This is a genomic window from Nitrospira sp. CMX1 (genome assembly GCF_054902215.1).
Genome location: NZ_JBUBKD010000063.1, coordinates 31,842 through 45,258 on the forward strand (window position 1 = coordinate 31,842; position 13,417 = coordinate 45,258).

A 13,417-nucleotide genomic window follows, 5' to 3' on the forward strand; every position below is an offset into this window, starting at 1 on the left:
TAGGAAGGGATGATGGGGTTAACCCAGACCATTCAGATACTGCTTCCTGAATTCCAGGCGTTTTTAGTCCTCATTTCTCGAATCGGAGGACTCCTCGCCGCATTGCCGGTGCTGAGTGGACGCACGGTCCCAATGAAGATCAAAGGAGCATTGGTACTGTCGTTGGGAGTGCTGCTGGCGCCCTTCATCAATCTCCCGACGGTGCCCTACGATCCCCTTGTCCTGGCCGTCGGGCTGCTCAGCGAACTGGTGATTGGATTAGCGATTGGTTTGGCCGTCCGGCTGTTTTTTGGAGCCTTTGAGGTGGCGGGAGAAATGATCGGCATCCAAATGGGGTTCGGTGTTGTCCAGCTTTTCGACCCTGCCACGTCCCGTCAAACACCGATTATGGCTCAGTACTTTACACTCATCGCGTCTCTTGTTCTGCTCTCGTTGAATGGACACATGCTGATTGTCGCCACGATCTTGTCCAGCTACGAATCTATCCCGGCATTCGGGGCCTCGTTTCCGTCCGGAGCCGGAGATGATGTCCTGCGTCTCTCTCAACAGATGTTCATGGTGGGGCTCAAACTTGCCGCGCCGGTGCTGATCATCATTCTAATGATCAATATCCTACTGGCCATACTTGGACGGGCGGTCAGTCAAATTAACGTGTTCGTGCTGAGTTTCCCCATCACCATCGTCGGAGGCCTGGCGGTTCTTAGCTTGTCGATGCCTTTTACAGTGGAACTGTTGATTCAGGAAATCGAGCGATTGCAGTTTACGATCCTCGGTCTCATGAGGGTACTGGGACATGGCTGACGACTTGGGAGATAAGACGGAGCCGGCGACCCCCAAACGCAAGGAGGAGGCGCGCAGGCAAGGGCAGGTCGCAGTGAGCCGCGACGTGTCGACGGCGGCCGTGCTCCTCGGTGGTGTGGGGTTGTTGGGGGCCATGTTGCCGGTCGGTCTCCAGAAAATGACGGAGATGACTCGGCAAGGGTTAACCCTCTCGTTTCCCGGAGAGTGGTATCGAGACATCTCGATCGATCAGGTCTACACGATCCTGATTCAGACCGGTGTGACGGTGGGTGCTTTGAGCCTTCCGATCGTGCTGGGGATCGTCGCGCTGGGAAGCCTGGCCACCCTCCTCCAAACGGGGTTGTTGTGGCGAACGACCGCCTTCAAGCTCGATTGGAGCCGAATCAATCCGGCGAAGGGATTCTCACGTCTGGCCTCGCTGCGTTCTCTCGTCGAACTCATCAAGGGGCTGCTCAAGATTGCGATCATCACCGGAATTGGGGTTTGGGTGACCCGTCATGATGTGCTGAGGGTTCCGGAGTTGATTCAGTTTGAGTTGAGTGCCGTGTTGCCCATGGCGGGGAGCCTTGCGTTCAAGATCGGATTGGCCGTGTCGGGGGCGATCGCCCTACTGGCTGTCTTGGACTATGCCTATCAGCGTTACGAATGGGAACGCAGTCTCCGCATGTCGAAGCAGGAGATTAAAGAAGAACAGAAAGCGGCGGAAGGCGATCCTCTGATCAAGAGTCGCGTGCGAACGGTGCAGCGGGAGTTGATCAAGAAGCGCATGCTGGCGGCCGTCAAGACTGCCGATGTCGTGATCACGAACCCCACGCACTTGGCTGTGGCGCTGAAGTATGACACGGCCACGATGACAGCCCCGGTCGTGGTGGCTAAAGGCGCCGGCGTGCTCGCGGAACGGATTCGGGAATTGGCACGGCACCATAGCGTGCCGGTCGTGGAAAATAAGTTCGTCGCGAGGACGGTCTTCAAGCTCGTCGATGTCGGCAAAGAAATTCCACAGGATCTGTATCGCGCGGTAGCGGAAATCTTGGCCTTTGTGTATCGCGCGAAAGGGGTCACGGCGTAAGTCGGGCGTATAGGCTCTAACCACGATGGCAACCGTCACAGAACCAGCGGGTTCATCTCCGCTCGTCAAACACCCGGACGTGCTCATGTCCGTGGGGGTGGTCGCCATTCTGATGGTGATGCTCCTACCGTTGCCGCGGTTCATCCTCGACTTGTTGCTCAGCTTTGACATCACCCTCTCCGTCATCATTCTCTTGGTTGGGCTCCAAGTACGTCGGCCCATCGAATTCTCGGTGTTCCCATCCATTCTCTTGATGATTACGTTGTTTCGCTTGTCGCTGAATATCGCCTCGACGCGGCTCATCCTCCTGCATGGCAATGAAGGGGCCGGGGCGGCGGGTGAAGTCATCCGGGCGTTCGGCAATTTCATTGTCGGCGGCAATTACACTGTCGGCCTCGTCGTCTTCACGATCCTCGTCGTCATCAACTTTGTGGTGGTCACGAAGGGAGCAGGCCGTGTGGCTGAGGTCGCGGCTCGGTTCACGTTGGATGCCATGCCCGGTAAACAGATGAGTATCGATGCGGATCTGAATGCCGGTTTGATCAATGAAACCGACGCACGGCGACGAAGGCGGGAAATCACCGAAGAAGCGGACTTCTACGGGGCGATGGACGGTGCGAGTAAGTTTGTTCGCGGCGACGCCATCGCGGCGGTGATCATCACCCTCGTGAATATCCTCGGTGGGCTTGCCATCGGTATTTTGCAGCAAGGGATGAGTCCGGGACTCGCAGCTCAAACCTATACGGTGTTGACCGTCGGCGAGGGGTTGGTGGCACAGATTCCTGCCCTGATCGTGTCGACGGCAGCCGGTATTGTCGTGACGCGGGCGGCTTCCGAAATGGACCTCGGGGGGGCGATGGCGAAGCAGCTGCTGATGTCCTCAAAGCCCGTGGGGATTGCAGCGGGGATTCTTCTCGCTCTCGGGTTGGTCCCGGGTTTGCCGCATCTGGCGTTCCTGGTGTTGGGCGGTGCGGTTGCGTGGATGGCGTACCACTTGTACCAGGAGGAACTCCGGGAAGCCGCTCCACCCCCAGCACCTGCGTCTCCTAAAGCTGATGAAGGGCCAACCCGTGTGACGCCGTTGGATCTGATGGAAGTTCAGGTGGGCTATGGATTGATCGGTCTGGTGGAAGGGACGCAAGGCACCGCGTTGCTTGATCGGATCAAAGCGATCCGGCGGCAGTTTGCAGAGACCATGGGATTTCTTGTGCCCCCCATCCATATTCGTGACAACCTTCAGTTGAGGCCGAACGAATATGCCATCCTTTTGAAGGGGGTGGAGGTGGCCAAGGCGGATGTCTTGCCGGGGCATCTGCTGGCAATTGATCCAGGGACGGGGCAGAAGGGGTTGGTTCAAGGCATTGCGACGAAGGAGCCTGCCTTTGGGCTGCCGGCGCTCTGGATTCCTGAAGATGGGCGAGAACAGGCTCAGATGGCCGGCTATACCGTTGTGGATGCGAGTTCGGCGATCGCCACCCATCTGTCCGAGCTGGTGAAGCGGTATGGTCATGAATTATTGGGACGCCAGGAAGTTCAGGCACTTCTGGATGAGGTCGGCAAATCCCATCCGAAGCTCGTGGAAGAGCTGATTCCAACGATGGTCCCGTTGGGAACCGTTGTCCGGGTTCTCGGCAATCTGCTTAAGGAAGGCATTCCGATTCGAGATTTGCGTTCCATTCTGGAGGCCATTTCCGATCAAGCCGCGCATAGTAAAGATCCGGAACTGCTGACCGAGTATGCCAGGCAAGCGCTTGCGAGGACGATCACCAAACAGTATCAAGCATCGGACGGCAGCCTGCAGGTGATTACCTTGGATCCCCGGCTGGATCAGTCGTTGGCTGACCAAGTTGCGGCGCTTCCGCCGGGCGCTGCATTACAGCTCGATCCGACCGTCCTGCACAAACTTCTGACGGGGATCAAACAGGCAGCTGAACGGGTGGCGGCTCGTGGGCAACAACCGATCATCATTTGTTCACAGGCCGTTCGGCGGCATCTTCGTCGCCACAGCGATCGCATTCTTCATTCGGTCCCAGTGATGGGATTCAATGAGGTCGATTCGTTTGTCCGATTACAGTCGCTTGACACGGTGCGGGTCGATTTCGAGTTGGCTCAGCCGTCCTAGGATAGCCGATGAAGGTCAAGACATTTCATGCGCTGACGATGCAGGATGCCCTTCGGGCTATCAAAGAGGAATTGGGACCCGATGCCATCATCCTGTCCTCCAAAGAGGTGCGGGAGGGGGGGCGAATTCTGCGAGCCTTCAACCATCCCGTGTTAGAGGTCATGGCGGCCGTTGAGCGCGAGCGCCCGCTGGTTGTACCGGAGGGCGTCAGAGTTCAAGCATCCGCTCCCGCAATACCACCGCCTGGAGATCATCCCTCGACCGTTGTCTCGATGACGACCTTCCAGCAGACCTTGCGAGGTGTCTTGGAGCCCATCAGTGAGACCAGGACCGTCGTGCGCAATAGACCAGAGACGCCCAAGAAGTCTGCCGTGTCGAAAGGCAAACCAAACCGCCTCCGTCAGGTACGGGCAGTGTACGGCGAATTGAGTCGGTTACTTCAGGACCTTTCGCCAGAAACACGTGAACCACGGGCCGGTCAATCATTGCCGTTTCTTTCGACGCTCCGTCGATCGTTGTGTGATCAGGGGATGCAGCCGTCCACGATCGAATCGCTCTTGAGTGAGGCGCTGAAAGCAGAGCGCGTGGTCGACCTCTCCGACGAGCAGTCAATAAAACGCGCATTTCATCAGGAGATCATACAGCGTGTGCGCGCGGCGGGACCGTTGCTCCATGACCATGCACGTCCTGCGATTGGATTGCTGATCGGCCCGAGCGGATCCGGGAAGACCTCCGCCGTCGCCAAGCTCGCCGCGTACTATCGCCTGGAACAGCGCAAGTCGGTCGCCCTGATTACGTTTGATACCTATCGAGAGACTGCAGTGGAACAGCTTAGGCGGTATGCCAAGATCATCGGCGTCCCCTTTGCCTGTGCGATGTCTGCCCGACAGGTGCAAGCCGGACTACGTCGTCATGCCCAAGTGGACCTTGTGTTGATGGATATGCCGGGGATTGCGCCGGAAGATCTGGCATTGGCGAACGAACTGCGACGGCTGTTGAAGCACGAGACGATCACGTCGCATCTGGTCTTGCCGGCTTCCACCAGCGCACGAGAAGCCTGCCGGATGATCGGATGCGTCAAGACACTTCCCCATCTCCGTCTCCTCTTCAGCAAACTCGACGAAACGGAATCTTGTGGCACGATGTTCGAAGTAGCACATGCCACGGGTATTCCGCTGTCGTACTGGAGCGTCGGGCGGCGAGTTCCAGGGGATATTGAGATCGCGTCTCCGGAAGCGCTGGCGATCCGGCTCACGACGTCCGTCGCTGAGGATGGGCACGGGCAGGTTCGACAGGCCGTTCGATCAGCGGGACTCAAAGCGGTGTTGGCAGCAACGGGAACTTATCACCGATAACTTGGTTGGAGGTCACACTATGCCACTCAGATCCAGATCATCTGCCCTGCTGTCGGATCATGTCGGATCGGAAGGTGCGTCGTTTCCCAAAGTGATTGCCGTCTCCAGCGGAAAAGGCGGTGTGGGGAAAACCAATGTCGTGGCGAATGTGGCCATGGCGCTCACGAAACTTGGGAAGCGGGTCCTGATTCTGGATGCCGACCTCGGTCTGGGTAATCTCGATGTGCTCCTTGGTCTCGTTCCTCGGCATACGATTGAAGATGTGCTGGCCGGGACCCATACGTTTGACGAAATCGTGTTGAAGGGCCCTGCGGATGTGTATGTATTGCCGGCGAGTTCCGGGGTTCCGCATCTGACGACATTGACGGAATCGCAACAGTTGATCATCCAGGAACAGTTGGCGCAGTTTGCCGGCGGGATGGATGTGCTGTTGATAGATACCGGTGCCGGTATTTCCACAAGCGTGACATTTTTTGCCTCCTCGGCTGATGACACCCTGGTTGTGGTGTCGCCAGAACCCACATCACTGACCGACGCCTATGCCTTAATAAAAGTCTTGGCACGCCAATATCGAGAACGACGCTTCAAAATACTCGTGAATCAAGCGAAGAGTCCTCGGGAGGCATCCGAAGTGTTCGGGAAGCTCGATGTCGCGGCGGATCGGTTTTTGCATGTCGCTCTCGAATTGGTTGGGGCCATTCCCTACGATGATTATGTGCCGATGGCGGTGATGCAGCAGAAAGCCGTCTTGGAGGTATTCCCGGAGGCTCCGTCATCGGAAGCGTTCAAGAAACTCGCCAGGCAGATCGTGCAATGGCCGAAACCTGTCCTTCCGAAGAGCTCGATGCAGTTGGTGTGGCAACGGTCGGCGGCGCATGCCGGTAACTAGTGAAGGGTTAGACAATTACTATGAGTAAGGCGGCATTACCACACGAGCGGAAATCTTTCTCGGCACAAGTGGGAAGGCGGGAGCAACTGATCAAGGAGTTTGCTCACGTCATTCGTGCCATGGCCCATCGGTTGGCCTTCCGGCTTCCGGCCTACCTGGATGCGGAAGATCTGATTTCGGTCGGTACCATCGGATTGATGGATGCCATGACGAAATATGATCCGACACGAGAAGCCAAGTTTAAGACCTATGCGGAGTTCCGTATTCGAGGCGCCATGCTCGATGAGATCCGTGCCATGGATTGGATTCCACGATCGGTCCATGAACGCATTTCCCTCCTCCAAAAAACACACACCGTCCTGATGAGTCGCCTCGGTCGGCCGCCGCAGGATGAGGAGGTCGCGGCCGAGTTGAAGATGTCGTTGGAAGAGCTGGATGAGTTCATCACACGGGCTCGGGGAGCGGTCATGATCAGTGTGGACGATCTGAGCCTCCATGAGCCGGACGGTCACAAAGTGGTGAAGATGTTAGCGGACACCCATACCCCCGATCCCCTCTCTTCACTGGTGAACGAACGTGAGCGCGAGTCGATTGCCGGGGCGATTCAGATGTTGCCGGAAAAAGAACGGCTCGTCCTCACGCTGTATTACTATGAAGAACTCACCATGAAAGAAATCGGAGAACTTCTCAAGGTCACTGAATCGCGAGTCTGCCAAATCCATACGAAAGCCATCATCCGACTCAAAGCAACCCTGGAAGCGATCAGCTAGCCCGCACGATTGATGGTTGCTTCTCCGGCACCTTCCGATATGCCGCTCTGACAATATTCGTGGCTCGTTGTTCGCAAGGCGTGAAGCGCATGTCGTTTCCACATTTGGACACATCGTGCACGACGCTCCATGAAATACGTTGCCCAGGTCGTTTCATCGCTCGATAGTGGTCGGGGGTCTGAGTTGCTGAACGGTCATGAATCATGTGGCTGAGGGTGAGGTGTCGGCCAGGAATAATGTGCCGCTCGCTGGGTAGAATCTATCCTGCTTAGACGAACGCTGATCTGCCACGATGACATTGCTCAGGCTGCACCATCGTCATTCGCCCATATTTTATGGATTTTGAAGTCTGAGACAATGAAATGGACGAAGTGAAGCCCTGGCACAAGGGTTGCTGTCTTTGTGGAGAGACTGAGAAGGAGTTATCCAGATGAATCGTGGCATTTATCCAATTCTATCGGGCGCGTTGGCGCATGAGCGGCGGATGCAAGTCTTTGCCAACAATATGGCGAATGTGAATACGGCCGGCTTCAAGCAGGACGAGCAGGCCTTCCAAGCAATCTTTCCCAGATACCAAGCCGTGATTCCAACGATTAGCCAGAGTGCAGGATTAGCACAGCAGATCGTGGCCAGACCATTTGGAGCGACGGAACGTGCGTTCGTTGCGCCGCACACGATGAAAACGACGTTCGAAGCGGGTCGCATCCGGCTGACCGGCAATCCGCTGGATCTCGCGATTCAGGGGAGAGGGTTCTTGGAAGTCGAGACGCCTCAAGGGGTTCGTTACACCAGGAACGGCATGCTGTCACTGGACAATCAACGCAGGTTGGTGAATGGGCTGGGCTATCCTGTGATGGGATCAAAAGGGGAAATCAAGATTCCTGCCGGGAAGTTGGAAATCACTCCTCAAGGCGATATCAGAGTGGACGAGAAACCAGTGGCGACAATTAAGATCATGGATTTTCCCGATGAGGCGATGCCGGTCAAGTCTGCCGAAGGGCTGTTCACGTCTGATAAAGGCAAGCCAGTCAAGAATCCGCAGATTCTGGCCGGACATATCGAGGAATCGAACGTCAATTCCATCGGTGAAATGGTGAAGATGATTGAGGGGATGCGGAGTTATGAGTCTGCACAAAAACTCATTCAAACACTCGATCGCATGGCTGAAGTGGCCATTCAAGACATTGGGCGAGTCGCATAGGGATAGCGTGTAGAGTGCCGCAAGTTTGATCTGTATGAATCACCAAGGTAGGGGAGAGAAACAATGATTCGTGCTATGTGGACAGCCGCGACGGGGATGACGGCGCAACAGATCAATGTCGATACCATTGCGCACAACCTTGCCAACGTGAACACGAATTCCTTTAAGCGAAGCCGGGCGGAGTTTGCTGACCTGGTCTATCAAATCCAACGACTCCCGGGCACGAACGCATCGAATGTCGGCGTCTTCCCCGTTGGGATTCAGGTTGGGACCGGGGTTCGTCCGACCACCGTGGCAAAAGAATGGCTGCAAGGGAATATGCGTCAAACGAATAACGAGACGGATCTGGCGATCGATGGTAACGGATTTTTCCAAGTGTCCCGTCCTGACGGCACCATCATGTACACCAGGAATGGCTCATTCAAGCGAGACAACGTCGGGAACCTCGTCACCGGTGACGGCGATCTTCTGAATCCAGTCATTACGATTCCATCCGGTGCGCTCAAGGTGGATATCGGTCAGGATGGTACCGTGTCGGTGTTGCTTCCGGGTGTGACTCAAGCCTCACAAGTTGGTCAGATTCAGCTGACCCGGTTCGACAATCCTTCGGGTTTGGTGGCGATGGGGAACAACCTGTTCATCGATAGTTTTGCATCGGGTCCTCCCACACAAGGAACCGGCGGTTTCACGACCGGGTTCGGCACGATTCAACAGGGATTCTTGGAGAGCTCGAATGTCAACCTTGCTGAGGAGATGGTCAATATGATCATCGCCCAGCGAAGCTATGAGATCAATTCGAAGACGATTCAAGCCTCAGACGAGATGATGTCCATCGCCAATAATCTTCGTCGATAGTGAGGGGTAGTATGGTGAAGGTCGGGATCGTTCTCATGTCGCTCTGGGTGGGGTGTTTGAGCTGGACTTCTGTGGCCTCAGCCGGGACACGAGTCGACACACGCACCGTCACACCGGTGAATGCGGGACATGAGATGCGATCTGTGGAGAAGGAGCGTGAAAGACCCACGATGCAGGAGCTCAAGGCCGAACTGCTGCAGGGGGCGATTCATCAATATTTGGAGCATGCCTGGTCTCATAAAGTGAGGACGATCACGGTGGCGGTGCTCGATCCTGCTGAACCGATTTCTGTACCGCCGGGAATCATCGAGTTTCAAGTATTGTCGACTGGTTCCGACGATGGCCTAGGGAGGCGGGTCTTCCCAGTGGCGGTTGCAGTGGGCGGAAAAGCGTGGAAGACCATTCAGGTGTTGGCGGATGTATCGGCGATGATCGACGCCATCGTGCCCGCACGACTGTTGAAGACGGAGGAGCTGATCGACGACGCAGATCTCAAGACCGCGCGTATTCGAATCCACCAGTGGAATCATCCGTTTCTGACGGATCGTGATGAGGTAATCGGCAAGAGCGCTGCACGACCATTACCCCCTGATACCCCATTGCGACCAACGTTTGTGAAGCTTCCCCTTGTGGTGAAGAAGGGGGATCGGGTCATGATCGAGGCGCGTCGAGGAGGTCTGTCGATTCAGACCTATGGCATCACAAAATCAAGCGGCCAAGTCGGACAGACCATTATGGTTGCCAATCTTGATTCGGGCCGAGAGTTGAGAGCGAAAGTCGTGGCACCTAGCCTGGTACAGGTGGAGTTCTAGGAGAGCATGGCGAGCCCTACAATGTCTGGTCATCGAATTCAGTCGGATCTCGCTCTTGCGAAACTTGCAATTGTCGCAGCCGTGTTCTTTCACGGCTGTTCAAGCCCACCAAGCCCATCGAGCAAGGTGACTGTGCCGTCGCTTCCTCCTCCGAAGACGCTTGGCTCGCTCTGGCAGGAAGAAAACGGACGAGCCTATCTCTATGAAGACATGCGCGCCATGCGGATCGGGGATATTCTGACCGTGAAAGTCTCCGAAGTTCATAAAGGGTCAAAGTCGGCGGATACGGCGGTTCAACGTGATTCGACAATTAAGAATAGTATGATCGGCAGCGGCGCCGGGTATATCGGATTGCCTGGCATTCGATTCAGTGATGAGACAAAACGTGGGTTCGGAATCAATGCGAGCGCCAATAACAAGTTCGACGGGAAAGGTTCCACTAATCGTGAAGGCACATTGACAGGGACTATCTCTGCGATTGTGACGGAGGTGCTTTCCAACGGGGATCTTCGGATCGAGGGGCGACGCGAAGTCACCGTCAACAGTGAGAAACAGCTGATGACCATTGCCGGTATCGTCCGTCGTGTGGACGTGGATACCAAGAATACCGTGGCGTCGAGTGCCATTGCGGATGCCAAAATCGAATACTCAGGCCTAGGTGTGCTGGATGATGTTCAGCGTCCCGGCTGGTTTATTCGAATCCTCGATTGGATCTATCCGTTCTAAGGAGTAAGTGTCGCTATGCCGACTCCGATGAAACGCACAGTCCTCAGAAAAACGCTTTCCAAACGGCGAGTGGTGAACGTGCAATCGCTGCAACTCATGGTCAGAAGCGGCGTCGTCCGGAGGGCAGACTCCATGCCCCCGCTTCCACTCAGACAAGCTCGCGTGCAACTATCGGATGAACAGAAACGAGCCGTTTGCAAAGAAGTGGTGCAAGCGCAAGGGTGGTTGTCACGTGTCATTTTTGGCCCAAAGCCCCAAGCTGCACTCACGAAGCGTTCCTAACTCAAAGGAGGACAATAGCAGTATGGTATTACGGTGGTTGGTATTGCTGTCCTTCTTGACTGCCGGCTCCCTCTGGCCTGTGAAGGCCGAAGCGGTGAGGATCAAGGACATCGGTGCGATTGAAGGGGTTCGTGAAAACCAGTTGCTCGGTTATGGTTTGGTGGTTGGGTTGGACAGTACGGGTGATCGTGTGATCGGTGGGCAGTTTACGATTCAAGCAATGATGTCGATGTTGAACAAGATGGGGGTCCATCTGGTCATCGATCCCATTCAGCTCCTGACGAGAAATATTGCGTCGGTGATGGTCACCGCGAAACTTCCTCCATTCTCGAAGCCCGGCATGACGTTGGATGCCGTGGTCTCCTCGATGGCCAACGCAAAGAGTTTGCAAGGAGGCACGCTGCTGCTCACGCCGCTCAAATCTGCGAACCAGCAAGTATTTGCCGTGGCACAGGGGCCCGTATCAATAGGAGGATTTCTTGGCGGCACTGGTGGGGCGGGCGGGGCGACGGTGACCAAGAATCATCAGGCGGCGGGCGTGGTGCCGGGTGGAGCCATTATTGAAAAGGAACTTCCCGTCGACATCGAGTCGTGGGAGACCGTCTCTGTTCTGCTGCGCCAGCCGGACTTCACCACTGCGATCCGGACGGCAGAGGCTATCGAACATGCCTTTGGAAAGGGCAGTGCGTCAGCCGTCAACGCCGGCTACATTAAGGCCACGATTCCTCCGGTCTTTCATGGCCGGGTTGTTGAATATATTGCGTCGATTGAAGGGCTTGATGTTTCCGTCGATGCCATTGCGAAGGTCGTTGTCAATGAGCGGACGGGTACGGTCGTACTTGGCGAACACGTTCGGATTTCAACCTGCGCCATTTCTCATGGGAATCTCACGATTTCAGTCAAAAACACGTTGAACGTGTCTCAGCCGACGGCACCGCTTGTGGGGAATGCTGCAGGACAAACCACTGTCACCCCTGATGTCCAGACTGAGGTGAAAGAACAGGAGTCTCGTCTGATCGTCGTCGATGAAACAGTGACATTGGGAGAGGTTGTTCAGGCACTCAACGCCGTGGGCGTCACGCCTCGGGACCTGGTGGCGATTCTCTCAGCGCTCAAGTCAGCCGGCGCACTTCAGGCGAATCTGGAGATCATCTGAGGGCTCCTATGGATGAGATTACCCAAACAGGTCTGGAGAGGAGTCGAGCCTTGATGGTGTCGTCATTATATATGGACCCTGGGGTGCTACTTCCGCCTGGTCAACTGAATGGTCCTCATAACTCATTGACAGTACAGGATGTTATGAAGGAGCGTCAGAAGCTTATCGAGGCCGGGAAACAGTATGAGTCCTATTTTGTCTCGTATTTACTGAAGGTTATGAGAGAAACCGTCCCTCAGGGAGCTATTGCCAATAAACAGGGCGCGTATTTCTATTCATTCTATGATGAGGAAATCGGACGGCGAGCGGCGGAATCCGGAGGAATCGGCATTGCTCAGATGGTCCAAGAGCATGCCGAAAAATATTTTTCAGGCTCCCCGGCAGAACCCTCAAGTTTTCCTGTGAGAGACCGATAAGGCACTCGACAGGGATAAAGGGCACCGATCGTTTAGGACACGAGTCGGGGAAGTGAGGGAAGGAGTAGGACGATGCAGATTTCAGGTCATGGGAAAGTTGACCATCTTGCAAAAGTGTTGCTTGGAGTGCATGAGGCAGGGAATGCAGGCGCTCGACAAGCGGTGGTCCAAACCAAGGCCGGTAAGGATGAGGTCCAGATATCCGCGCAGGCAAAGGAGCTGCAACGGATTCGAGAACTAGCAAATCAGCCCGATCCTGAGCGTGACGCACGTGTGGAACGTATCAAACAGAGCATTGACAGCGGCACATACGATATTACTGGTCGTGCAGTTGGGGACGCTCTGATAAAACAAGTTTTGACCGACGCCGTGCTCTAGGCGGCTGAAATTCAGTAGGTCGGGGCACAGCAAATTGGCCTTGATCTGGTCCATGGATGGGCAGGTTTTCAATCGTGAATGCCTCAATCTCTCTCGATCAGTTGATACAGATCCTGACCCGTGAGTCCGCTCAGTGCGATCTTCTTGCTCAGAACATCGTTCATGAACGAAACGCCGTCAAGAGCTTGGCACTCCAAGAGTTTCACTCGATCAACCAGGCCAGGACTTCGATTCTTAATTCTCTAGGCCTTCTCAGAGAAGAGTTGGACGCGTTTCTCAGAGAACTTGGGGAGAGATGCCATGTTCCTGCCGCAAATCGAACGCTGTCCGAAGTCTTACACCAGGCTTACGGCACGCAGGCTGAGGTCGTGCTGCAGCAGTACGAGAGGCTTGCCGAAAAGGCTCGGGCGGTGAAACAAGATATTGCGGTCAATCAGCTCCTGATCAAGAATGTTCAATCGTTTTTGATGCGAGCGGCAGAAGCGTATCGCCAGGGCCCGCAAGAGGATGAACTGTATTCGGCCTCGGGTGTTCGAGGTGCGGCCGCTGGTCAAGCCGTGATGTTGAAGCGGAAAGGCTAAAGAT

15 protein-coding genes are annotated in these 13,417 nt (G+C 55.5%); all 15 read left to right on the forward strand.

What is annotated here, in order from left to right; all coding sequences use genetic code 11:
• Positions 1–9: 9 nt before the first annotated feature.
• The 15 genes from fliR to flgN all read left to right on the forward strand — a co-directional run bounded on the left by fliR (position 10) and on the right by flgN (position 13,413).
• Complete coding sequence (gene fliR, locus ACYX34_RS15770) at positions 10–801, forward strand: flagellar biosynthetic protein FliR (RefSeq protein ID WP_462077531.1); 792 nt, start codon at positions 10–12, stop codon at positions 799–801.
• Positions 794–1,870 (forward strand): flagellar biosynthesis protein FlhB, encoded by a 1,077-nt coding sequence (gene flhB / locus ACYX34_RS15775; protein WP_462077532.1) that lies wholly within the window; start codon positions 794–796, stop codon positions 1,868–1,870. The genes fliR and flhB overlap by 8 nt, the downstream gene beginning before the upstream one ends.
• A 25-nt stretch (positions 1,871–1,895) precedes the next feature.
• Complete coding sequence (gene flhA, locus ACYX34_RS15780; protein WP_462077533.1) at positions 1,896–3,992, forward strand: flagellar biosynthesis protein FlhA; 2,097 nt, start codon at positions 1,896–1,898, stop codon at positions 3,990–3,992.
• Positions 3,993–4,000: 8 nt separating this feature from the next.
• Positions 4,001–5,347, forward strand: coding sequence for a flagellar biosynthesis protein FlhF (gene flhF, locus ACYX34_RS15785; protein ID WP_462077534.1), 1,347 nt, complete (start codon positions 4,001–4,003; stop codon positions 5,345–5,347).
• 19 nt (positions 5,348–5,366) lie between these two features.
• Positions 5,367–6,236 carry a MinD/ParA family protein gene (locus ACYX34_RS15790; RefSeq protein ID WP_462077535.1) on the forward strand — a complete coding sequence of 290 codons (870 nt, stop codon included), beginning with the start codon at positions 5,367–5,369 and terminating at the stop codon, positions 6,234–6,236.
• A 20-nt stretch (positions 6,237–6,256) separates the two neighbouring features.
• Complete coding sequence (locus ACYX34_RS15795) at positions 6,257–7,006, forward strand: sigma-70 family RNA polymerase sigma factor (RefSeq protein WP_462077536.1); 750 nt, start codon at positions 6,257–6,259, stop codon at positions 7,004–7,006.
• Positions 7,007–7,436: 430 nt separating this feature from the next.
• Positions 7,437–8,207 carry a flagellar basal-body rod protein FlgF gene (gene flgF / locus ACYX34_RS15800; protein WP_462077537.1) on the forward strand — a complete coding sequence of 257 codons (771 nt, stop codon included), beginning with the start codon at positions 7,437–7,439 and terminating at the stop codon, positions 8,205–8,207.
• 63 nt (positions 8,208–8,270) lie between these two features.
• Entirely contained in the window at positions 8,271–9,062 is a 792-nt protein-coding gene (gene flgG / locus ACYX34_RS15805) for a flagellar basal-body rod protein FlgG (protein ID WP_090750231.1), read from the forward strand.
• Positions 9,063–9,073: 11 nt separating this feature from the next.
• On the forward strand, positions 9,074–9,874 hold the full coding sequence (gene flgA, locus ACYX34_RS15810; RefSeq protein WP_462077538.1) for a flagellar basal body P-ring formation chaperone FlgA: 801 nt from the start codon (positions 9,074–9,076) through the stop codon (positions 9,872–9,874).
• Positions 9,875–9,880: 6 nt separating this feature from the next.
• Complete coding sequence (locus ACYX34_RS15815; protein ID WP_462077539.1) at positions 9,881–10,600, forward strand: flagellar basal body L-ring protein FlgH; 720 nt, start codon at positions 9,881–9,883, stop codon at positions 10,598–10,600.
• Between the two features lie 15 nt (positions 10,601–10,615).
• Entirely contained in the window at positions 10,616–10,882 is a 267-nt protein-coding gene (locus ACYX34_RS15820; RefSeq protein ID WP_462077540.1) for a hypothetical protein, read from the forward strand.
• A gap of 22 nt (positions 10,883–10,904) precedes the next feature.
• Positions 10,905–12,038, forward strand: coding sequence for a flagellar basal body P-ring protein FlgI (locus ACYX34_RS15825; RefSeq protein WP_462077541.1), 1,134 nt, complete (start codon positions 10,905–10,907; stop codon positions 12,036–12,038).
• Between the two features lie 143 nt (positions 12,039–12,181).
• On the forward strand, positions 12,182–12,454 hold the full coding sequence (locus ACYX34_RS15830) for a rod-binding protein (RefSeq protein WP_462077542.1): 273 nt from the start codon (positions 12,182–12,184) through the stop codon (positions 12,452–12,454).
• A 72-nt stretch (positions 12,455–12,526) separates the two neighbouring features.
• Entirely contained in the window at positions 12,527–12,832 is a 306-nt protein-coding gene (flgM, locus tag ACYX34_RS15835) for a flagellar biosynthesis anti-sigma factor FlgM (protein WP_462077543.1), read from the forward strand.
• A gap of 56 nt (positions 12,833–12,888) precedes the next feature.
• Positions 12,889–13,413 carry a flagellar export chaperone FlgN gene (gene flgN, locus ACYX34_RS15840; RefSeq protein WP_462077544.1) on the forward strand — a complete coding sequence of 175 codons (525 nt, stop codon included), beginning with the start codon at positions 12,889–12,891 and terminating at the stop codon, positions 13,411–13,413.
• Positions 13,414–13,417 lie beyond the last annotated feature (4 nt).